The organism is Paractinoplanes hotanensis, from assembly GCF_023717965.1.
GTDB lineage: Bacteria > Actinomycetota > Actinomycetes > Mycobacteriales > Micromonosporaceae > Actinoplanes > Actinoplanes polyasparticus.
The window spans coordinates 158,544-178,903 of the sequence record NZ_JAMQOL010000048.1 but is presented as its reverse complement, the minus strand read 5'-3'; the positions used below and the strand labels follow the sequence as shown (position 1 = coordinate 178,903).

At 72.6% G+C, this 20,360-nt stretch carries 22 protein-coding genes and 1 pseudogene; 14 read left to right on the top strand and 9 right to left on the bottom strand.

The features are described from left to right. The first annotated feature begins 127 nt into the window (after nt 1–127). The 4 genes from LXN57_RS33535 to LXN57_RS33520 all read left to right on the top strand — a co-directional run bounded on the left by LXN57_RS33535 (nt 128) and on the right by LXN57_RS33520 (nt 4,646). Complete coding sequence (locus LXN57_RS33535) at nt 128–2,092, top strand: right-handed parallel beta-helix repeat-containing protein (protein ID WP_251802226.1); 1,965 nt, start codon at nt 128–130, stop codon at nt 2,090–2,092. Between the two features lie 65 nt (nt 2,093–2,157). Further along, nucleotides 2,158–2,793, top strand: coding sequence for a VanZ family protein (locus LXN57_RS33530; protein ID WP_251802225.1), 636 nt, complete (start codon nt 2,158–2,160; stop codon nt 2,791–2,793). Nucleotides 2,794–2,802: 9 nt separating this feature from the next. Next, nucleotides 2,803–3,462 carry a response regulator transcription factor gene (locus LXN57_RS33525; protein WP_251802224.1) on the top strand — a complete coding sequence of 220 codons (660 nt, stop codon included), beginning with the start codon at nt 2,803–2,805 and terminating at the stop codon, nt 3,460–3,462. Further along, complete coding sequence (locus LXN57_RS33520) at nt 3,459–4,646, top strand: sensor histidine kinase (RefSeq protein ID WP_285904700.1); 1,188 nt, start codon at nt 3,459–3,461, stop codon at nt 4,644–4,646. Before LXN57_RS33525 ends, LXN57_RS33520 begins: the two co-directional genes overlap by 4 nt. On the opposite strand, the pseudogene LXN57_RS48400 reads toward LXN57_RS33520, so the two are convergent. The 3 genes and pseudogenes from LXN57_RS48400 to LXN57_RS33510 all read right to left on the bottom strand — a co-directional run. After that, nucleotides 4,576–4,767: pseudogene (locus LXN57_RS48400) on the bottom strand (STAS domain-containing protein); the annotation flags it as partial. The gene LXN57_RS33520 and the pseudogene LXN57_RS48400 overlap by 71 nt on opposite strands. A gap of 133 nt (nt 4,768–4,900) precedes the next feature. Beyond that, nucleotides 4,901–6,271 carry an FAD-binding oxidoreductase gene (locus LXN57_RS33515; protein ID WP_251802223.1) on the bottom strand — a complete coding sequence of 457 codons (1,371 nt, stop codon included), beginning with the start codon at nt 6,269–6,271 and terminating at the stop codon, nt 4,901–4,903. A gap of 103 nt (nt 6,272–6,374) precedes the next feature. Then, the gene (locus tag LXN57_RS33510; protein ID WP_251802222.1) at nt 6,375–6,689 is read right to left on the bottom strand and encodes a hypothetical protein; all 315 of its coding nucleotides are present in this window, start codon (nt 6,687–6,689) and stop codon (nt 6,375–6,377) included. Between the two features lie 22 nt (nt 6,690–6,711). Here LXN57_RS33510 and LXN57_RS33505 point away from each other — a divergent pair, with 22 nt between their 5' ends. Beyond that, a complete protein-coding gene (locus LXN57_RS33505) occupies nt 6,712–6,966 on the top strand; it encodes an alpha/beta hydrolase (protein WP_308206671.1) in 255 nt (84 codons plus the stop codon). Between the two features lie 35 nt (nt 6,967–7,001). Further along, nucleotides 7,002–7,973 carry a helix-turn-helix domain-containing protein gene (locus LXN57_RS33500; protein WP_251802221.1) on the top strand — a complete coding sequence of 324 codons (972 nt, stop codon included), beginning with the start codon at nt 7,002–7,004 and terminating at the stop codon, nt 7,971–7,973. On the opposite strand, the gene LXN57_RS33495 is transcribed toward LXN57_RS33500, so the two are convergent. After that, entirely contained in the window at nt 7,970–8,155 is a 186-nt protein-coding gene (locus tag LXN57_RS33495) for a hypothetical protein (RefSeq protein ID WP_251802220.1), read from the bottom strand. The genes LXN57_RS33500 and LXN57_RS33495 overlap by 4 nt on opposite strands. A gap of 43 nt (nt 8,156–8,198) precedes the next feature. Beyond that, a complete protein-coding gene (gene map, locus LXN57_RS33490) occupies nt 8,199–9,017 on the bottom strand; it encodes a type I methionyl aminopeptidase (RefSeq protein WP_251802219.1) in 819 nt (272 codons plus the stop codon). Nucleotides 9,018–9,087: 70 nt separating this feature from the next. On the opposite strand from map, the gene LXN57_RS33485 reads away from it, so the two are divergent. Next, nucleotides 9,088–9,354, top strand: a complete 267-nt coding sequence (locus LXN57_RS33485; protein WP_251802218.1) for a helix-turn-helix domain-containing protein — start codon at nt 9,088–9,090, stop codon at nt 9,352–9,354. A gap of 46 nt (nt 9,355–9,400) precedes the next feature. Further along, a complete protein-coding gene (locus LXN57_RS33480; RefSeq protein ID WP_251802217.1) occupies nt 9,401–10,036 on the top strand; it encodes a hemerythrin domain-containing protein in 636 nt (211 codons plus the stop codon). Here LXN57_RS33480 and LXN57_RS33475 read toward each other — a convergent pair. After that, nucleotides 9,996–13,118 (bottom strand): ATP-binding protein, encoded by a 3,123-nt coding sequence (locus LXN57_RS33475; RefSeq protein ID WP_251802216.1) that lies wholly within the window; start codon nt 13,116–13,118, stop codon nt 9,996–9,998. The genes LXN57_RS33480 and LXN57_RS33475 overlap by 41 nt on opposite strands. Before the next feature lie 60 nt (nt 13,119–13,178). Next, complete coding sequence (locus tag LXN57_RS33470; RefSeq protein WP_251802215.1) at nt 13,179–14,780, bottom strand: GGDEF domain-containing protein; 1,602 nt, start codon at nt 14,778–14,780, stop codon at nt 13,179–13,181. 94 nt (nt 14,781–14,874) lie between these two features. Between LXN57_RS33470 and LXN57_RS33465 the strand changes: the two genes are divergently transcribed. Genes LXN57_RS33465 through LXN57_RS33455 form a run of 3 tightly spaced genes read left to right on the top strand, consistent with a single transcriptional unit; the run spans nt 14,875 to nt 17,197 of the window. Further along, on the top strand, nt 14,875–16,119 hold the full coding sequence (locus LXN57_RS33465; protein ID WP_251802214.1) for a putative bifunctional diguanylate cyclase/phosphodiesterase: 1,245 nt from the start codon (nt 14,875–14,877) through the stop codon (nt 16,117–16,119). A 42-nt stretch (nt 16,120–16,161) separates the two neighbouring features. Continuing rightward, nucleotides 16,162–16,590, top strand: coding sequence for a nuclear transport factor 2 family protein (locus LXN57_RS33460; protein WP_251802213.1), 429 nt, complete (start codon nt 16,162–16,164; stop codon nt 16,588–16,590). Between the two features lie 4 nt (nt 16,591–16,594). Beyond that, the gene (locus LXN57_RS33455; RefSeq protein ID WP_251802212.1) at nt 16,595–17,197 is read left to right on the top strand and encodes a TetR/AcrR family transcriptional regulator; all 603 of its coding nucleotides are present in this window, start codon (nt 16,595–16,597) and stop codon (nt 17,195–17,197) included. Here LXN57_RS33455 and LXN57_RS33450 read toward each other — a convergent pair. Together LXN57_RS33450 and trhA are read right to left on the bottom strand one after the other, a co-directional pair. After that, entirely contained in the window at nt 17,187–17,336 is a 150-nt protein-coding gene (locus LXN57_RS33450; protein ID WP_285904701.1) for a response regulator transcription factor, read from the bottom strand. The two genes, LXN57_RS33455 and LXN57_RS33450, sit on opposite strands and share 11 nt — an antisense overlap. A 143-nt stretch (nt 17,337–17,479) precedes the next feature. Continuing rightward, a complete protein-coding gene (trhA, locus tag LXN57_RS33445; protein ID WP_251802211.1) occupies nt 17,480–18,307 on the bottom strand; it encodes a PAQR family membrane homeostasis protein TrhA in 828 nt (275 codons plus the stop codon). A 133-nt stretch (nt 18,308–18,440) separates the two neighbouring features. On the opposite strand from trhA, the gene LXN57_RS33440 reads away from it, so the two are divergent. The 3 genes from LXN57_RS33440 to LXN57_RS33430 are packed head-to-tail and all read left to right on the top strand — an operon-like array spanning nt 18,441 to nt 20,295. After that, nucleotides 18,441–19,451, top strand: coding sequence for a molybdopterin-dependent oxidoreductase (locus LXN57_RS33440; RefSeq protein WP_251802210.1), 1,011 nt, complete (start codon nt 18,441–18,443; stop codon nt 19,449–19,451). A gap of 53 nt (nt 19,452–19,504) precedes the next feature. Further along, entirely contained in the window at nt 19,505–19,954 is a 450-nt protein-coding gene (locus LXN57_RS33435) for a hypothetical protein (protein ID WP_251802209.1), read from the top strand. Further along, nucleotides 19,912–20,295: a DUF5615 family PIN-like protein gene (locus LXN57_RS33430; RefSeq protein ID WP_251802208.1), complete on the top strand. Its 384-nt coding sequence runs from the start codon at nt 19,912–19,914 to the stop codon at nt 20,293–20,295. Before LXN57_RS33435 ends, LXN57_RS33430 begins: the two co-directional genes overlap by 43 nt. Nucleotides 20,296–20,360 lie beyond the last annotated feature (65 nt).

The window sequence follows — 20,360 nt, the reverse complement described above, 5'->3', positions numbered from 1 at the left end:
ACATCCCCGCCATCGCCGCCTCGGTCGTGCTCACGACCGTACCGATCGTCCTGCTCTACGCCATCGGCCGCCGCCAGTTGCTCAGCGGCCTGACCGCCGGATTCGGCAAGTAGAAAGGCTTTACCCGATGACCTTCGAGTACCACGTGGCCACCAGTGGTTCCGACGCCGCCTCCGGAACGGCGGACCAACCCTTCCGGACGATCAACCACGCGGCCGCCCTGGCCCAGGCCGGCGACACCGTGACCGTGCACGCGGGGGAGTACCGCGAGTGGGTCAAGCCCCGCCGCGGCGGCCTCAGCGAGTCGCGCCGCATCACCTACCGCGCCGCCGAGGGCGAGCACGTGGTGATCAAGGGCTCCGAGCGGATCACCGGCTGGGAGAACGACGGCGGCACGGTGTGGAAGGTGACCGTCCCCAACACGCTGTTCGGCGACTTCAACCCGTACGCCGAAGAGGTGGCCGGCGACTGGATCGTCTATGCCGAGAAGGCGCCCCGCAAGCACCTGGGCGACGTCTACCTGAACGGCCTCAGCTTCTACGAGGTGGGTTCGCGGGCCGAGGTCGACGCGCCGGACCGGCGTACGGAAATCATCGACAACTGGACGAAGACCACCGACACGGTGCGGAACCCGGACCAGACGCAGCTCGTGTGGTTCGCCTCGGTCGCCGAGGAGACGACGACGATCTGGGCCAACTTCCAGGGCACCGACCCCAACCAGTCCCTCGTCGAGATCAACGTACGGCGGTCGGTCTTCTACCCCGAGGCGACGCACCTCGACTACATCACCGTGCGCGGCTTCGAGCTCGCCCAGGCCGCCACCCCGTGGACGCCGCCCACCGCCGACCAGCCCGGCCTCATCGGCCCGAACTGGTCGAAGGGCTGGATCATCGAGGACAACGTCATCCACGACGCCAAGACCTCGGCCATCAGCATCGGCAAGGAGGCCTCGACCGGTCACAACTACTCGACCGAGCGCGGCGACAAGCCCGGCTACCAGTACCAGCTCGAGTCGGTCTTCACGGCCCGGCAGATCGGGTGGGACAAGGAGCACATCGGCTCGCACGTCATCCGCCGCAACACGATCTACGACTGCGGGCAGAACGGCATCGTCGGCCACCTGGGCTGCGTGTTCTCGACCATCGAGGACAACCACATCTACAACATCGCCCTCAAGCGGGAGTTCTACGGCTACGAGATCGGCGGCATCAAGCTGCATGCCGCGATCGACGTCGAGATCCGCCACAACCGGATCCACGACTGCTCGCTCGGCGTGTGGCTCGACTGGCAGACCCAGGGCACGCGGATCAGCCGTAACGTCCTGTACAACAACAGCCGGGACATCTTCATCGAGGTCAGCCACGGCCCGTACATCGTCGAGCACAACGTCTTCGCCTCGCCGGCCGCGATCGAGCTGTTCAGCCAGGGCGGCGCGTTCGTGAGCAACCTGATCGCGGGCACCGTCCGGGTCGAGGCGGTCATGGACAGGGCCACCCCGTACCACCGCCCGCACAGCACGCAGGTGGCCGGTTACGCGTACATCCGGGCCGGCGACGACCGCTGGTTCGGCAACCTCTTCGTCGGCGGAGACCCTTCCCGGGCGTACGGCGACCAGGCCGAAGGCTCCGAGCCGGCGTTCAGCGGCACGTCCGCCTACAACGGCTACCCGGTCTCGTTCGACGACTACCGGGCCCGCATCGAGTCCCAGCCGCCGGGCGACCACCAGCGCTACCTCACCGTGCAGCAGCCGGTCTGGACCCGGGCCAACGTGTACGCGGCCGGCGCCAAGCCCTTCGACGGCGAGAACAGCCCGGTCGTGGTGTCCGCGGGCTCGGTCTCGGTGACCGACGACGGCGACAGCGTCCACCTGGTCACCTCGCTGCCGGCCGAGTTCGACGCGGTCCGGCTGGCCGCCGTCTCCGGCCTCGACCTGGAGCGCGTCCGGTTCGCCGACGCCGAGTTCGAGGAGCGCGACGGCACCCCGGCCGTGCTCGACAAGGACCTGCTGGGCGCCCCGAAGCAGGCGGGCGACTTCCCGGCCGGCCCGATCGCCACCCTCTCCTCCGGCGAGGCGACCACCCGCATCTGGTGAGGTGTCGCGGGGGCGTACGGATTTTGCATACGCCCCCGCAACAAGCCGCCGGGTGGAATGGGACTGTGAACCGAAGCGCAGATCTGTCCGCACCGCCCCGCCGGCGCGGGCTCCTTGTCTCGGCCGTCGTCGTCCTCCTGCTTGCCGCGGCGGTCTACGCCCTGCGGCGGATGCTGTTCATGGCCGCCCCGCGGTGCCTGGCCGGGCACTGGCACGGCTGCTACGACACCGAGAACGGCGTCGTGTTCATGCTGCTGGCCGGGCTACCGGTGGCGGCGCTGCTGATAGCGGCGCTGGCCCTGGCCCGGCGGGGCGCCTGGCGCAGGTCGGTAGCCGAGGTGGGCCTGGTCTACGGGACGGTGCCGCTGGTCTGGCTGACCCTGATGCCCGGACCCGGAGCCGGTGTCGTTCCCGGCCGGCTGAGCCTGATCCCGCTGCTCGACCTGATCACGATGGGCCCGCTCGGGATCGGCGGCAACCTGCTGATCCTCGCGCCGCTCGGGTTCTTCGCCCCGATGCGGTTCGCGGCGCTGGCGTCCGTGCCCCGGATCTTCGCCCTCGCGGCCGGCTGCTCGATTCTGGTCGAGACCGCCCAGTACGTCTTCCAGCTCGACCGGGTCTCGTCGGTCGACGACGTGCTGGTCAACGCGACCGGCGCTGCCCTGGCCGCCCTGGCGTCCCGGCGCTGGTGGCGAGCCTAGGCTGCCGCTATGCGCGTACTGATCGTGGAGGACGAGCCGCACCTCGCCCAGGCCGTGCGCGACGGTCTGCGGCTCGAGTCGATCGCCGCCGACATCGCCCCCGACGGGAACACCGCCCTCGAACTGCTCGGCGTCAACGCGTACGACCTGGCCGTTCTCGACCGTGACATCCCGGGCCCCTCGGGTGACGAGGTGGCCCGGCACATCGTCGCCTCCGGCCGCGGCATCCCGATCATCATGCTTACCGCGGCCGACCGGATCGACGACAAGGCCTCCGGGTTCGGGCTCGGCGCCGACGACTACCTGACCAAACCGTTCGAGCTGCGGGAACTCGTGCTGCGGCTGCGGGCGCTCGACCGCCGGCGCGCGCATGCCCGGCCCCCGATCCGCGAGGTCGCCGGTCTGCGGCTCGACCCCTTCCGCCGCGAGGTCTTCCGCGACGGCCGCTACGTCGCGCTCACCCGCAAGCAGTTCGCCGTGCTGGAGGTGCTCGTCGCCGCCGAGGGCGGGGTGGTCAGCGCCGAAGACCTGCTGGAACGGGCCTGGGACGCCAACGCCGACCCGCTCACCAACGCCGTCCGGATCACCGTCTCGGCCCTGCGCAAACGGCTCGGCGAGCCCTGGATCATCAGCACCGTGCCCGGCGCCGGCTACCGGATCGCCGGATGAGCGCCCGCGTCAAGCTCACCCTCAGCTACGCCGGCTTCCTGATGCTGGCCGGCGTCCTGCTGCTGGCCACGGTGTGGGTGTTCCTGCTGCGGTACGTGCCGGACCGGGCGCTGCTCATCCGCGCCGACTCCTCCGTCGACGGGGTGTTCCCGGTCCGGTCGAACCTGCTGCACATCTTCGCCCCGCGGGCGGCCGCGGTGCTCGTCTTCCTGCTGGCGTTCGGCCTCGTCGGCGGCTGGCTCCTGGCCGGCCGGATGCTCGCGCCGCTGAAGCGGATCACCGATGTGGCGCGGACGGCCGGGACCGGGTCGCTGTCGCACCGGATCGGCATGACGGGCCGCCGGGACGAGTTCCGGGAGCTCTCCGACGCGTTCGACTCGATGCTCGGCCGGCTCGAGTCGCACGTGGCCGAGCAGCAGCGGTTCGCCGCCAACGCCTCGCACGAGCTGCGCACCCCGCTGGCGATCTCGCGGGCGCTGCTCGACGTGGCCCGCCGCGATCCCGAGCGGGGCCCGGACGAGATCATCGAACGCCTGCACGTCGCCAACCAGCGGGCGATCGACCTCACCGAGGCGCTGCTGTTCCTGGGCCGCGAGAACGTCACCCGGGACAGCGTCGACCTCTCGCTGCTCGCCGAGGAGGCCGTCGAGACGCTGCTGCCCCTGGCCGAGCAGCGCCGGATCACGCTCGAGGTCACCGGCTCGGCCGCCACCGCCGCCGGTTCCGCCGAGCTGCTGCTGCGGGTGGTGACGAACCTGGTGCAGAACGCCATCGTCCACAACCTGCCGGCCGGCGGCACGGTGGCTGTCCACACCGAGGCCGACGGCGACTCCAGCACGCTGCGCGTCGTGAACACCGGGCAACCGGTGCCACCCGACCTGCTGCCGGCCGTCACCGAACCCTTCCGGCGCGCGACCAGCCGCGTACGCACCGACGAGCACGCCGGCGTGGGCCTCGGCCTGTCCATCGTGCAGCGAATCGTCCACGCCCACGGCGGCACCCTCGAGCTGGCGCCCGGCTCGGCCGGCGGTCTGGCGGTCACCGTACGGCTATGCCCCCCAGACCAACCAGGGTCAGCAGCCGGCGCAGGTGCGGGGACGGCCGGTCCAGGCTCAGCCGCCGTCCCTGCCGGTCCAGCCGATCGGCTGTCCGGGCCAGGCCGCGCAGGCCGGCGCCGTCGATGAAGCGCAGCTCGCTCAGGTCCAGGACCAGGTCGCCGTCGGTTTCCATGCCTCGGTCGAGCGTCCGTTCGAAACTGTCCCGGGTCAGCAGATCGACCTCACCTCGCACCTGAAGTATCGCCATGCTGTATCAGCGCGGAACACCTTCGCTTTGTTACAGGTCGGCCGGGGGTGTCGAAACGGCCGGTCGCCGTTCGACGCACAGATGACAGCGCCCCCGGCATGAGGAGACAACGACGCGGTTCATGGTGACGGGCTCAGCCGATCACTTTGCCGGGGTTGAACAGGTTGAGCGGGTCGAGGGTCTGTTTCACCGCGACCTGCATGGCGAGCACGGCCGGCGACAGCTCCCGCTGCATGCCGGTCCGCTTGAGCAGCCCCACGCCGTGCTCGCCGGTGACCGTGCCGTCCATCGCGATGGCCGCGGTCAGCATGTCCTCGAAGGCGGCCTGGGCCGCGTGGCGGGCCTGCTCGTCACCGGCCGGGGCCAGGATCATCGGGTGCAGGTTGCCGTCACCGGCGTGCGCGATGGTGGCGATCGTGGTGCCGTGCCGGGCGGCGATCCGCTCGATGGCGGCCAGCATGTCCGGCACGCGCGAGCGGGGGACGCACACGTCCTCGGTGAGCACCGGGCCGAGCCGTTCCAGGGCAGGGTAGGCGAGGCGGCGGGCGGCGAACAGCGCCTCGGCCTCGATCTCGTCGGTCGACTGCTCGGCCCAGAGCGCGCCGGCCGCCCGGAACACCTCGGCGACCGCGGTGGCCTCCTCGTCGCCGGCCGCGCCGGGCAGGTCGAGCTGGGCCAGCAGCAGCGCCGCGGCGTCGGCCTCCAGACCCAGGTGTTTCCAGTCCTCGACGGCCTGCAGGCACGTGCGGTCGAGCAGTTCGAGGGCCGCCGGCAGCAGCCCGGCCCGGGTGATGGCGGCGACCGCCTCGCCGGCGGCCACGACACTGCCGAAGGCGCCCACGACCGTACGGGGTGCTTCGCGCCGCGCCGGGCGGAGGCGCAGGGTGATCTCCGTGATGACGCCGAACGTGCCCTCGGAGCCGGTGAACAGGCCGGCCAGGTCGTAGCCGCTGACCCCCTTGGTCGTCCGCCGCCCGAGCCGCACCACCGTGCCGTACTCGCCGGCGGGGCCGCCCACGACGGCCTCCAGGCCCAGCACGTAGTCGCGCGTCACGCCGTACTTCAGGCAGCACAGCCCGCCCGCGTTGGTCGACACGTTGCCGCCGATGGTCGACCAGGGGGCGCTGGCCGGGTCGGGCGGGTACCACAGGCCGTGCTCGGCCACGGCTGCCTTGAGGTCGTTGTTGACGACGCCCGGCTGCACGGTGGCGGTCAGGTTCTCGGTGTCGATCTCGACGATCCGGTTCATCTTCGACAGGTCGAGGATCATCGCCCCGTCCACGGCGTTGGCCCCGCCGGAGAGCCCGGTGCCGGCCCCGCGCGGCACGATCGGGATGTTCCGCCCCGCGCAGGCCGCGACTACCCGCCGTACCTCCTCGGTTGTCCGCGGGCGGACCGCGCCGGCCGCCCGGCCGTAGGGCGCCCACTCCGCGTCGTCGTGGCTGAGACCCTCCAGGACATCCGGGTCGTCGACGACGTCGAGCCCCTCGAGCAGCTTTCTCACGCCCGCGACCTTACGCCGACCGCGGGCGCGCGGCCCTGGGCGGCGAGCCCGCCGGATGGCGGGTAGTTTCCGCCGGTTGGCGCTCGTGCCGCGGTGTCCTGGATCACAGAATGGAGGAAATCTTCTCGTAACAAAGGGGTTCCTCATGACGAGCGTTCTTCCCGATGCCAGCGGCACTGCCGGCCCGCCGCCGCCCTTCGACCCCGAGCTGGCGGCCGCCCTCGACGTCATCGGCGAGCAGATGCCCTCGGCGCTGACCGCCGACATGATCGAGCCGATGCGCGCGGGCAGTGTGCTCGCCGACCTCAGCGACGACGACCTCGCCCGCGACGGCGCTTTCACCGTGACCCGCCGCAGCGTGCCCGGGCCGGCCGGCGACCCCGACGTGGAGCTGCTGATCCTGACCCCGGCCGGGCACACCACGCCGCTGCCGGCGATCTATCACACGCACGGCTCCGGCCCGGGCCACCGACCTGGCCGGCCTGCCGCCCGCGTTCGTCGACGTCGGCTCGGCCGAGACGTTCCGCGACGAGGACGTGGCCTACGCGAGCCGCCTCTGGCAGGCCGGCGGGCAGGCCGAGTTGCACGTGTGGCCCGGCGGCTTCCACGGCTTCGACATGATGGCGCCGCAGGCCGCGATCAGCCAGGAGGCCCGGGCGGCCCGGGTCCGCTGGCTGAAGAGGCTGCTCGGCTGACCCGGATCACTCGGACGGCGAGGGAGGATGGCATCGTGAAGGACCTCGCCGTCCGCCTCGCCGCGCTCGACCCCGACGCCGGCGCCGCCCTGCGCGTCATCGCCTACTTCGACCGTCTGGCCGAGGCCCGGTCCGGCCTGCAGACGATCGTGCGCGGGGCGGCCGTCCTGGCCGGCTGTCCCGCCCGCCTCGTCGAGGACGATCGTCGCCTCCAGGTGCGGGTCCAGCCCGACGGCTCGGCCGGGCTCCCGGTTCCGCTCGACCCGGCCTGGATGTCGGCCACGGCCGGCAGCGCGACCCTCTGGCTGGAACGTCCCGGTCCGCCCGGTCCGGTCGAGGCGATGGTGCTGGAACGGGCGGCCGCCGCGGCCCGGGCTGTGCTCGAGCGCACCCGCAGTCACCCGCCGCAGGCCGATCCGGCCCTGATCGAGCTGGTCATCGAGGCCGGGGCGGACGAATCGGCGCGCCTGAAGGCGGCGGCTCGGCTCGGCTACAAACCCACCGACCGCGTACGCGCCATGGCCCTCGAAGACGGCACGGCGGCGCTCAGTCCCGAGACCGCCGAGCCGCCCACCGGTCGAGCCGGCCTCGGCCCGGCCGGCCCGCCCGCGGCCCTGCCCGAGTCGTGGGCCGCCGCCCGCATCGCCCTGCGCTTCACCGCCGAGGGCACCGAACAGGACCCCGGCCGCCGCGTCGTGCACGCCGACGACCTGGGCGGCCTGACGCTGCTGGCCGCCGCCGTCGGCCCCGGCACCGAGCCCGTGCCCGACGTGCGGGCCCTCGACCGCGCGGCCGCCACCGCCCCGTGGATGCTCACGACGCTGGACGCCGTGGCCGAGACGGCCAGCCTCCGCGCCGCCGCCACCGCCCTGCGCGTCCACCACTCCACCCTGCAGGACAGGCTGGCCCACACGATTCCGGTGCTGGGCTGGGACGTCCGAGAGCCCCGCGGCCGCCTGCGCCTGCAGCTGGCGCTCGCCCTGCGCCGCCTGCGCCGCAACCGTTAGCGCTTGGCCTGCCGATTACGCGGGCTGCGCGTGGCCGGCAGGACAGGCGCTGACCTCAACCCGCGGCGCAGCCCGTCGGCCAGCAGCAGAAACGCCGATCCGGTGGCGGCCAGCACCAGTCCCGGGACGAGCAGGAAGACGGGGTCGACGGCGAACCAGCTCGTCGCGTCGTCGGTCAGCATCCCGCCCAGCGAAGGGCCGGGTGGCATGCGCCCCGGCGGAGAACTAGGCGGCTGCCGCGGGCTTCCTCGTGGGCTCGTCGGTGTCGGCGGCGGGGGTGGGGCGGCGGGTCAGCACCTGCGGGCCGGTCGGCGTGATGGCCACCGTGTGCTCGGAGTGGGCGGTGCGGGAACCGTCGGCCGAGCGGATCGTCCAGCCGTCCTCGTCGTACTTGATCTTGTCGGTGTGCTGGCACAGCCAGGGCTCGATGGCGACCGTGAGACCGGGGTCGAGGCGCATGCCGCGGCGGGCCCGGCCGTCGTTGGAGATGTGCGGGGCCTCGTGCATGGTGCGGCCGATGCCGTGGCCGCCGAACTCGTGGTTCACGCGATAGCCGTACGAGTGGGCGACCTGCCCGATCGCGGCCGAGATGTCGCCGAGGCGGCCGCCGGGCTGGGCGGCGGTGATCGCGGCCTCCAGCGCGACCTCGGTCGCCTCGATCAGCTTGAGGTCGGCCGGGTCGGGCGTGCCGACGACGAACGAGAGCGCGGAGTCGGCCACCCAGCCGTCGATGCCCAGCGCCATGTCGATGCTGAGCAGGTCGCCGTCGCGCAGCACGTAGTCGTGGGGCAGGCCGTGCAGCACGGCGTCGTTGACCGACAGGCACAGCACGTTGCGGAACGGGCCGCGGCCGAACGACGGGGCGTAGTCCCAGTAGCAGGACTCGGCGCCGCGCTCCTTGATGCGCCGGCGGGCGTGGTGCTCGATGTCCATCAGGTTGACCCCGACGGCGGCGACGCCGCTCAACTCGGCGAGCAGCTCGCCGACGAACTGGCCGGCCACCGCCATCCGGCCGATCTCCTCGGCCGACTTGAGCTCGATCACGACAGTCTCCTTCTCGACGCGCTGTCTCGGTATTTTTATACCACGGTGCTGCGGGCGGTATCCTGCGGGCATGGTTCGCCCACCTCTGACCCCCGAACAGATCGCCGCCGGCCAGCGCCTCGGCGCCGCTCTGCGGGCCGCGCGCGGCAACCGTGGCCTGGTCGAGGTGGCCCTGGCCGCCGGCATCTCGCCCGAGACGCTCCGCAAGATCGAGGCGGGCCGGCTGCCCGCGCCCGCGTTCGGCACGGTGGTCGGCCTCAGCCAGGCCCTCGACGTGCCGCTCAGCGAGCTCGCCGAGATCTGGCTCGCCGACGAGCCCGTGCGCCAGGCGTCTTAAGTCGCTCTTAGGCCGGCTGAAGGCGGTCCCCGGCACCGTACGGGGCATGGACAACGAACCCACCGGCCTGCTTCTGGCCCACCGCGCCATGCTGCGCGACCTCGACCGCCTGGCCGAGCTGACCGACCGGCTGACCGCGGCGCGAACCGGGCGCAAGCGGGCCACCGCGATCGCCGGCTATCTCACCGATCTCTGCGACAGCATCCACCACCATCACAGCGCCGAGGACGAGGTGTTGTGGCCGGTGCTCGAGCGCTCGGCGGGCGCGCACGTCGACCTCACCGAGCTGACCGACGACCACGCCGTGCTCGATCCCAAGCTGGCCCGGATCCGCGCGGGCGCGGCCGCACTCGCGGCGACCCACGTCGTCCCGGCCGAGCTGGCCGCCGATCTGGCCGACCTGCGGGACACCCTGCGCGAGCACATCGCCGACGAAGAACGCACGATCGTGCCGCTCATCAAGCAGTACGTCTCCGACGACGAGTGGAACCGGGTCGAGACGGCGATTCGCCGGCGGGGCGCCAAGATGAGCTTCGAGGTGCCGCGCATCCTGGCCGTCTGCACGGACGACGAGCTGGCCGAGACCCGGCGCGAGGGCGGCATCCCGGTCGCTCTGATGATCAGATTGCTGCCGCTGCCGTTCAAGCGCCGCGAGAGTCTGGTGTTCGGAGACTCGCGGTGAGAGCAGCGGCCGATTGCGCGTACGCCGGATCGCCGGTCAGGGCGTGCAGGGCGCCGTCGACCGGGCCGGCGTAGAGCGAGCCCGAGTCGAGCCCGGCGACCCGTCCGGCGAACGGCAGCAGCTCGGCGACGAGAAGAGCGCCCGTCTCGACGTCGCCGAGCCGGGCCGCCGCGTGCGCGCGCAGCGTGGTGAAACCCAGCCAGTAGTAGTTCCGGTCGATGGGCCGGCGCTCCGCCCACACTCGCCGGGCCCCCGGTTCGTCGCCCGAGTCCAGCAGCGCGAGCACGAGCGGGTCCGTCACCCGTCCCGGGTACGCGGCCTCGACCGCGACCAGTTCGTCGCGCAGCGGCGCGAAGTCGTCCCGGGCCATCGCGGCTCCCAGCCGCCCCACGGTGGCCATGGCGGCGCCGTTGAACGCGCCGTGCTCGGCCAGCCGCCGGCTCACCTCCTCGTACCGTTCGAGGGCCTCGTCGACCCGCCCCGCCAGCAGTTCGAGCAGCGCCGTGAAGATGCCGACCACCGCCAGCAGGCTGCCCAGCTGTCCCGTGGTCGACCGGGCGACGGCCAGGTCCATCTCGGCCCGGGCCCGGTCCAGCTCGGTGTGCGCGGCCGAGTCGAGGAAGAGCAGCCAGTGCGCGACCGCCTCGTGGTCGAGCTGGCCGGACTCCACGGCCCGGGCCAGGTATTCCTCGGCGACCGGGCGGCGCTCACGGCGCAGGTCGGGGCCGAGCGCGGCGTACGCCCGCACGTTGAGCGCGGCGCACAGCAGGCGCGCGTCGTCCACGCCGCGGGCCAGTGCCAGGGCCTCGGCGCTGATCCGCTGCGCCTCGGCCTCGTCGTAGCCCTCCAGCTCGCGGAAGAGGGCGAGCAGCAGTCGTACGCGAACATCGTCGGAGAGCTCACCGGCGAGCCGGGCCCGGATGGCCTCGACCGCGACGAAGGACGGCTCGCGCCCGTCGCGGGTCGTCCAGATGAGCGGCGCGTCCCAGGCGATGTGCAGCGCGATGTCGTCGTGGGCGGGGAGTGCGTCGAGATAGATCGCCCGCCCGCGCACGATGTCCCCGGCCCGGGCGTGCGCTGTCACGGCCGGCGCCAGCAGCTCGACCGCCGGACCGATGGCCCGGGTGCCCGCCAGCTGCCGCAGCCGCAGCGCCTGCCGCCACTCGCCGGCCGCCTCCCGCCACGACCCGGCCCGCTCGGCGGCGCGGGCGGCTGTCACGGCGTACGGAATGGCCTGTTGCGCCGTCGCCGGACCGGCCGCCGCGGCCGCGTGCCGGGCCAGCGTCGCCGCTTCCGCCTGCCCGTCGAGCACGGCCAGGGCCCGGCTGTGCAACCGCGCCCGGCGCAGCAGCGGAGTGTCCTCATAGAGCGTGTCGCGCACCAGCGCGTGGGTGAAGCGCACCTGACCGGGCGCGGGCTCGTCGAGCAGCCCGGCCATGACCGCCGCCTCCAGCGTGTCGAGCAGGTCGTCCGGGTCGCGGCCGGCCACCGCGGCCAGCACATCGAGGTCGGCCCCGCGCCCGAGCACGGCGACCTGCCGCAGCGTGGTCGCGACGGCGTCGGGCAGGCGGGCGATCCGGCGGCGCAGCACTTCACGGACGCCGGTGGGGATTCCCGACCCGGCCGCGCCGGCGCCCTCGGCCGCGATGAGCCGGGCCAGCTCCCGCACGAACAGCGGGTTGCCGTTGGTGCGTTCGGCCACCATGGCCAGCAGTTCCGGGCCCGCCTCGGCCAGGCCGTGCCGCCGGGCCAGCTCGGTCACCGCGGCCGGGGCCAGGCCGCGCAGCACGAGGTGGGCCGAGGTCGCGCCGAGCAGTGCCGCGACCGTCGCGTCGAGCTCGTCGCCGCGGTCGGTGGTGCGATAGGTGACCAGCACCAGTAGCGGCCGCCGGGCCTGCTGAGCGACCACCTGCCGCAGCAGTTGCAGGGTCAGGTCGTCGGCCTGGTGCACGTCGTCGAGCAGCACCGCCGTCCGGCCGGTGTCGAGCGCGGCGGCGATCGAGCGGCCCAGCTCGAACGGGTTGGCGTCGGCGGCGGCCGGCGTCGGGATGTCCAGGGCCTCGAACCAGGCCCAACCGGGCGGGGCGCCGGCCACCTCGGGGCAGCGCCCGCGGCGCCCGTGCCAGCCCGCCTCGGCCAGCGTGGCCAGGGCCGCCTCGGCCAGGGTGGTCTTGCCGGCGCCGGCCTCGCCGCCGATCAGCACGACCCGGGCGCCGTGCTGATCGGCCTCCTCGGCGGCGGCGGCCAGCGTGGCCAGCTCGGCGTCTCGGCCCCAGGCGACGGGCACGGCCGTGAAGGGAGCCCGCGGCGCGGCCGCCACCGGGGGCGGGTCGAGCGCCGGGGCCTGCGCCAGGATGGCCGACTCGAGTGCGCGCAGCACCGGGCCGGGGTCGACGCCGAGCTCGTCGGCCAGGTGGTCGCGGGTGCGCCGCAGCACAGCGAGGGCGTCGCCCTGCCGGCCGCACCGGTAGAGAGCCAGCGCCAGCAGGCGGACGGCGGCTTCGCGGCCGGGGCTGTCGTGCAGGTGACGCTCGAGCTCGGCCACGACGACGGCCGAGCGGCCGAGCGCGAGCTGCGCCTCGGCCCGGGACTCGACGGCCAGCAGGCGCAGCTCGGCCAGGCGGGCCACCTCGGGCACGGCCCACGGTTGGGCCGCCACCTCGGCGTACGCGTCGCCCTGCCAGCAGTCCAGCGCCTCGGTCAGCAGCCGCAGCTGCTCGGCCGGCGATGCCGTGGCGGCCCGGCGCACCAGGGCGTCGAAGCGCCACGCGTCCACCGCCTCCGGGGGGAGCCGCAGGGCGTAGCCGGGCGGCGCGCTGACCAGCACGGTGGCCGGAGTGCGCGGGGCCCGGCCCGGTTCGAGCGCGCGGCGAAGGTGGCTGATGTGCACCTGGAGGGTGGCGAGCGCCTTGGCCGGCACGTCGGCATCGCCCCACAGGTCGTCGACGAGCCGGTCGGCCGAGACGACCTCACCGGCCGCGACAGCGAGACGTGCGAGCACGGCCCGCTGCCGCGGCCCACCGAGGTCGGCCGCCGCGCCCCGGACGGTGGCGCGCAGCGGGCCCAGAACGGAGAGGAACACTGCCCGTAAGTTACTCCGAAGATCGTCGGCGGCGGCCCCTCCGAAAGGCTGATATCCAGCTCAGGGGGTACGGCTGACGCGCTCGTAGGTACCGCGGTGGGCGGCCCGCAGCGCGTCGAGCACGGCCGGGCCGGCCTCGGCGGTGCGCCGCCCCTCGGTCAAACCGAGAAACTCAGTGGTTTCTCCGTCTTTGCGTTGTGCCTTGGCCCGGTACATGGCGGCGTCGGCTTCGCGCAGCAGAGGGGTGGCGTCGGCCGGCGAGCCGGTGGCCAGGCCGACGCTGGCGCCGACGGTGACCTCGGCGGTGCCGGGCAGCATGATCGGCTTCTCCAGCGCCGCGGCCAGGCCCTCGGTCGGGACCTCCGCCGAGCTCTCGGCCGGGCCGGGCAGCAGGACCGCGAACTCGTCGCCGCCCAGGCGCACGGCCAGGCCGCCCTCGGGCGTCCACGCGGCCAGCCGTTCGGCCACGGCGACGAGCACCTGGTCGCCCGCGTGGTGGCCGTACGAGTCGTTGACCGGCTTGAACCCGTCGAGGTCGACGAGCAGCACGCTGACCTGGTCGCCGGCCGGGTGCTCGGCCAGGCGCTGCTCCAGCAGGCTGCGGTTGGCGAGCCCGGTGAGCGCGTCGTGGGTGGCCCGGTGGTGCAGTTCGTCGTGCAGGTCGCGGACCTCGGCCATCCGGTGGTCGAGCTCGGCCAGCAGCCGCTCGTTGTCGGTGAACGCCGCGAGCTGACGCGACAGGACCAGCGCGGTGATCGTCACCGCGCCCACGGCGACACCCCAGATCCGCAGGTCGCCGCTGTGGCCGACCAGCGCGGCGAGCAGCAGCAGCTGCACCGCGACGATGGCCACGTAGGGCAGCCGGCTCGAACGGCGCCGGTCGGCGGGGGCGGTGCCGGTTGCGGCACGGCGCATGTGCAGGGTCTGCAGGCGCATGCCGACCGGCATGAGCAGGCACGGCAACAGCTGGGAGACGTAGATGACGCCCGGTTCGGCGTCGCCGGCCACCAGCGTCACGGTCGAGGCGGCGACCGCGGTGCCGGCCACGCCGATGCTGGCGACGATCCCTGGCACGCGGGCGAACGGGGCGGTGCCGCCGAGCATCAGCTTGAGCAGGCCGACGGTGATCAGCAGCATGACCGTGGAGGTGGCGACGGCGCCGGCCAGCTCGGTCCGGTTGCCGTGGGTGACCACGCCGGCGAGCAGGAAGTACCACAGGAAGACGGCCACGCCGGCCAGCACGGTCGCCGCGTCCAGCCACAGCCGCAGCCGCTGGCGCCCGGTGCCGCCCAGCGGGTGGAACACCATCGTGACGACGACGATCAGCATGCCGAGCACGACCAGGCCGGTCTGGACCACGCTCGGCTGGTGACCGGCGGCCGGGTCGAAGAGGGTGAGAACGGCCTGGAAGCCGTCGCCCAGCGCGCAGCACACGCCGGTGGCGAGGACGGCCAGCCAGAAGCGCCGGGCGTGCCGGTGGCCGGCGTCCTGCCGGGCCAGCCGCCACGAGCAGACGACGATGGTCACGTCGAGGCCGGTCTGCACCGTCCACGAGACGGTCGCCCCGCCCGGACCGGCGAGGAACCACCCGATCAGGGCCAGGCTGAAGACGGCCAGCCCGGCCAGCACGGGGTCCGGGGTCAGCCTGCGCCTGGGTTCCACGAGTTGGTGATCGGCAGCGAGCCGCGCGAGGTGAGCCTCTTCGGCCGGCGACACGGACCCTAAGCGAAGGTCGCCGGGTGCCGATCGGAGTCTTGTGACCGGCACCGATCTGGCGAACCGCGCGGCGTTCCTGCGCCGTCTCGACGAGGCCACCGAAGGGTTCCAACGAGGTGACGCGCCCGGTGTGCTGGTCGTGGACCTCGACGACTTCGCCGGCGTCAACGACGTGCTCGGCTACGAGGCCGGGGACAGCATCCTCGAGGGTGTGGCCCGCGTGCTGCGCGACACCGTCGCTGACGCCGGAGTGGTCGGCCGGCTCGGCGGCGACCAGTACGCGGTGCTGGTGCCCCGGATCGCGGCGCCCGGGCTCGAGGAACTGGCCGAGCGGATCCGGGTCGCGCTGGCGAGCCCGATCGACGCGGGCGGCCGCCCGGTCTCGGCCCGGGCCAGCGCCGGGGTCGCTCACGCCGCGCCCGGCGACCGCGGGACCGATCTGCTCAGCAAGGCCGAGATGGCGTTGCGTACGGCCAAGTCGCGCGGCCACGGGCGGCCCGTGCACTACGAGTCGGGTCTGAAGGCCCACTTCCTCGACCAGGCGGCGGTGCTCGAGGGCTTGCACGACGCGGTCGCGGGCGGGCAGCTGGAGCTGGTGTACCAGCCGATCGTCCGGCTCGGTGAGGGCACGCTGACCGGCTTGGAAGCGCTCGCCCGCTGGCAGCACCCGGTCCGGGGGCCGATCATGCCGGGCGACTTCATCCCGATCGCCGAACGCAGCGGGCTCATCGTGCCGCTCGGCCGCTGGATGCTGACTGAGGCGTGCCGTCAGCAGGAGGCGGACTGGCCCGCGACGTACGTGAACGTCTCGGCTCATCAGCTGCGCGAACCGGGCTTCGCCGACGAGGTGGCGCGCACCGTCACCGCGCCCGGCCGGCTGATCGTCGAGGTGACCGAGGACGCTCTGCTCGAGGAGCCCGTGGCGCGCACGTTGCGGGCGGTGCGCGAGTCCGGCGTACGGGTGTCGCTGGACGACTTCGGCGCCGGGCCGGCCTCCCTGCGGTCGCTGGCGACGGCGCCCATCGACGTCATCAAGCTGCACGGCTCCATCACCGAGCAGATCATCACCTCGCCCCGGCAGGCGGCCGTGGCCCGCGCGATCGCCACGCTCGCGGCCGACCTCGGCATCACCGCGGTGGCCAAGGCCGTGGAGGGCGCCCCGCAGGCGGCCATGCTCCACGACCTCGGCTACCGGCAGGGGATGGGCTTCCACTACGCGGTGCCGCAGCCCGCCCGCGCGATCCCGCTGTTCCTCGCGAACGAGGCCCTGCTGACGCCCTCCTGACCCGCCTGGTTTTTTACGACAACCTGTCGTAACCTTTGCGCCATGGATGATCACGCCGCACTGATCGAGTTGCTGGGCCGCTACGCCGACGTCGCCGACCTCAAGCAGTTCACCGACCTGCCCGGGCGGGTTCTCACCGATCCGGTGACGCTCGACTTCTCGTCGGTCGTCGAGGTACCGCCGATGACCCTGCCCCTGCCGGAATACGTGGAGATCCTCCGCGGCTCCTTCGCGCCCTTCACCGCCACCCACCACGCCATCACCGGACACGTCGTCGAGATCGACGGCGACCACGCGACGGTGCACGCGCATGTCCGCGCCGAGCACTGGACGCCCTCCGGCGACCGCTGGCTGGTGGTCGGCTTCTACGACAACGAGGCGGTCCGTACGCCTCGGGGCTGGCGGCTCAGCCGCGTCAAGCTCACGGTCGCCCACCAGGAGAACCCGCATCTGGCGCCTCAGGCAGGATGACCGTATGCCGCGGATCAGGGGAGCCAGCATCGAGGAACACCACGAGATGGTGTGGGCCGCCCTGGCCGAGGCGATGCGCGAGCTGATGCTCGAACGCGACTACGAGTCGATCACCATGGGCCACATCGCGGCCCGGGCCGGGCTCGCGCGCAACACGCTCTACAACTACGCCGTCGACAAGAGCGCGCTGGTCCTCGCGCTGACCGGCCGGGCCAGCCGGCCGATGGTCGAGAGCGTCACCGCCATCGCCGCCCGCTCGGCGGAACCGGCCGCCGAGCGGATGCGGCAGATCGTCGCGGCGGTTCTGGCCGCGTCGACCGATCAGGCTCTGCAGCCGATGTTCCGGCCCGGCTCGGCCGCGCTGGTGGCCGAGGTGCCCAAGGGGCCCGGCAACCCGTTCACCGTGGTGGTGGCCGAGGTGGAGGGCGTCGTCCGCGACGGCGTCGCGCGCGGAGAGTTCCGCGATGTCGGCGACGTGCCGCTCACCGTGGAACTGCTTTCCGGGGCCATGCGGGCGGGCGCCGAACGGATCGGCCGTGACCCGGCGTCGTACGAGGCCACGGTGCGCGCGGCGCAGGACGTCATTCTGGCGTCCCTCACCCCGTAGGTTTCAGCGCTGCGTCGAGGCCGTGGCGGGAGGCCATCCCGAGCTTGGCGTACGTGTGGGCCAGATGGGTCTCGACCGTGCGCCGGCTCAGCGCGAGGCGGCCGGCGATCTCGCGGTTGGTCAGGCCGGACGCGGCCAGGCCCGCGCAGGTCTACGGCGACCACACCGCGATCTGGCCGCTGCTGATCGGCGCCGTCCGACACAAAGACTAGGTTCCTAGGACGCTTTGCGGCGTGTGACGCCGGGAACGGGGACGCGCCTCGGAATCCCTCCGGGACGCCGTCAGACCTCGACGGTGCTCAGGGCGATCGAGATGCCGATGCAATGGGCGGTGAAGGCGGCAACGGTCAGGGCGTGGAAGACCTCGTGGAACCCGAACCAGCGCGGGCTGGGGTCAGGCCGTTTCAAGCCGTAGACCACAGCGCCGAGGGTGTAGAGCACGCCGCCGAGAAGGAGGAACGTAACCACCGCTGCACCGCCCGCCTGCCAGAACCCGGGCAGGTAGATGACGGCGACCCAGCCCAGAGCGATGTAGACCGGCACGTACAGCCAGCGCGGCGCGCCCACCCACAGGACCCGGAAGGCGACTCCGCCCAAGGCGGCGCACCACACGATCCACAGCAGGGCTCGGGCCTGTTCGGACGGCAGCGCCAGCACGCAGAACGGCGTGTAGGTGCCGGCGATGATCAGGAAGATGTTGGCGTGGTCGAACCGCATCAGCAAGCCGTGCGTGCGCCGTGTCCACTGACCGCGGTGATACACGGCGCTGACGCCGAACAGCAGCGCCGCCGACAGCGTGAACAGCGTCAAGGCCAGCCGGGAACCGGTATCCGGGGACAGCACAGTCAACATCGCTCCGGCTGCCACGGCGACGGGGAAGGCAACGGCATGCAGCCATCCCCGGAGCCGGGGTTTGATCACGGCGCTGAGGTGGTCCAGGCCGTGCTCGACCCTGTCCCCCAGCCGATCCAGCCCGGCATCCGGATGGTGGCGCTCGTCTGCCGGCACGTCACCAGAGCTCACGTTGTTGCGGGGTTTGCTACGACCACGACGGCGCAGACGGACGTTGAGTACGGTGCCATGGCCCACCCTTTTGAAGCGCAGCGACACACGCCGGGGTCCGAGGCGGCAGCCGAAAACCGGCCGCAGCAAAGACAATACGCGCAGAGCGTTGCCCGCGCACTGAGCGACGGGACCGTCTCACCCCGGCCACCGGAGCGGGTCGCCGAGTTACCGTTCGGCCATGAGGGTGAGCTTCCGGGCGCGACAGGGTGGGCGGCGCATCGATCTCGCCCTCGGGCTGCTGATCGCGGCCGGCGTGCTCACCGGCACGGCGGCCAACACCATCGGGGTGAACTGGCCGCTCGACCTCATCCAGCTGCATGCCGGGGCGGCGCTCGCGATCCTGCTGCTGGCCCCGTGGAAGTACGTGGTCATCCGGCGGGGCCTGGGAAACCAGCGTCGCGGCCGCGGCAAGAAGGCGTTGTCGCTGACACTGCTCGTGTTCGTGCTGGTGACGATCGGCAGCGGGCTGCTGCACTCGACCGGCAAGGTCGAGGACGTCGGCCCGCTGACCCTCATGCAGATCCACGTGGGCGCGGCCATCGGCGCGCTGCTCGCGGTGGCCCTGCATTTTGTCGGCCACTACGTCCGGCCGCGACGAACCGACGTCGACCGGCGGGCTTTGCTGCGACTGGGCGTGCTCGGCGCCGGCGCGGCCGCGGCCACCGCCGCCTGGGACACGTGGGCCGCCACCGAGCGTCGCTTCAGCGGTTCCGTCCCGCAGGAGAGGTTGCTGGTCACGTCCTGGTTCGACGACGGCATTCAACGCATCGACCAGACCGATTGGCACGTACGCGTCGGCGCCACCACCTTCGATCTGGCCGCCCTGCTCGCCCTGCCCCACGAGCGGTTCACCGCGGTCCTCGACTGCACGAGCGGCTGGTACAGCAGCCAGCAGTGGGACGGCGTACGGCTGAGCGCCCTGCTCGAAGCGGCCGGCGTGCCCACCGACGGCTGGCGCAGCCTCGAGGTCCGCTCGACCACCGGCTACGCCCGCTGGTTCGGCCCCGGCACCCTGGACGACGTCTGGCTGGTGACCGCGATCGACGGCCGCCCCCTGACCTATGGCCACGGCTACCCGGCCCGCCTGGCCGCCCCCGGCCGCCGTGGCTTCTGGTGGGTCAAGTGGGTGACCTCGATCCAGCCCTCCGCCCGCCCACCCTGGGCCCAGTCCGTCTTCCCGCTGAGTTGACCGTCGACCGCAGATGGTGCGACAAACCTACTACTACCGACTACGCTGTAGTCATGACCGCACCGCGCTCAGTTCGCTTCGATGCCGAGGTGTTGTCCCGCCTGGATCGCTATGTCAGGGAGCATCCCGGATCCTCCTCCTCTTCCGTGGCCAATATGTTCATCGACGAGGCCTTGAGGACCTACGAACATCCCGGTGTAACCTTCCGGCCCGGTCCGACCGGCCGGCGAGCGGCACTCGCGGGTGGCCCGGACATCTGGGAGGTCGTCGCGGCGCTGAACGCCGTCCGCGATGAAGATCCCGAAATCGACTCGGCTGCACTGCTCCGCCAGCTTGCCGAGGTGACCGGATTGGCCTCGGCCCAGGTGGGGGTTGCCTTGCGCTACTACGCCGCATACCCCGACGAGATCGACGAACGGATAGTCCTCAACAACGAAGTTGCGGACCGGGAGGAGCAGTTGTGGGAAGCCCAGCAGAAGCTTCTGCAGAAGCGGAAGCCCTGAGGGGTCTCCTCCTCGACGAGATGTATCCGCCGGCGCTCGCGCAACACCTGCGGCAATCCGGCCATGATGCGGTCGCCGTCCTGGAGATCGAGGTGGGACTCGCCGCCAAGACGGACGAGGATGTTCTGGCTTGGGCGAGCCGGAATCGCCGGTGCGTGGTCACCGAGAACATCAGTGACTTCGCGCGGTTGGCGCAGCAAGGCTTCGGACATCACGGCATCGTCTTCATTTCGGGCCGGCGCTTTCCTCGTACCGGCGCCGGACTCCAGCGAATTGCCAAAGCCCTCGACGAGATGCTGACGGCGGATGGCCTGCCCGGCTCAGACGGTGTCGCCTGGTAGCGGTGATTCGGCTCAGCTCAGCAAGGTGCACCGTCGTGCTCTGACGGGTGGCGAGCGTGCCGCAC

Excerpts from the sequence above, each read along its gene's own strand:
- LXN57_RS33435 (WP_251802209.1), top strand. The coding sequence starts at position 19,505 with ATGACCGCACCGCGCTCAGTTCGCTTCGATGCCGAGGTGTTGTCCCGC.
- LXN57_RS33485 (WP_251802218.1), top strand. The coding sequence starts at position 9,088 with ATGGTTCGCCCACCTCTGACCCCCGAACAGATCGCCGCCGGCCAGCGC.
- LXN57_RS33460 (WP_251802213.1), top strand. The coding sequence starts at position 16,162 with ATGGATGATCACGCCGCACTGATCGAGTTGCTGGGCCGCTACGCCGAC.
- LXN57_RS33495 (WP_251802220.1), bottom strand. The coding sequence starts at position 8,155 with ATGCTGACCGACGACGCGACGAGCTGGTTCGCCGTCGACCCCGTCTTC.
- LXN57_RS33480 (WP_251802217.1), top strand. The coding sequence starts at position 9,401 with ATGGACAACGAACCCACCGGCCTGCTTCTGGCCCACCGCGCCATGCTG.
- LXN57_RS33520 (WP_285904700.1), top strand. The coding sequence starts at position 3,459 with ATGAGCGCCCGCGTCAAGCTCACCCTCAGCTACGCCGGCTTCCTGATG.
- LXN57_RS33535 (WP_251802226.1), top strand. The coding sequence starts at position 128 with ATGACCTTCGAGTACCACGTGGCCACCAGTGGTTCCGACGCCGCCTCC.
- LXN57_RS33525 (WP_251802224.1), top strand. The coding sequence starts at position 2,803 with ATGCGCGTACTGATCGTGGAGGACGAGCCGCACCTCGCCCAGGCCGTG.
- LXN57_RS33440 (WP_251802210.1), top strand. The coding sequence starts at position 18,441 with ATGAGGGTGAGCTTCCGGGCGCGACAGGGTGGGCGGCGCATCGATCTC.
- LXN57_RS33455 (WP_251802212.1), top strand. The coding sequence starts at position 16,595 with ATGCCGCGGATCAGGGGAGCCAGCATCGAGGAACACCACGAGATGGTG.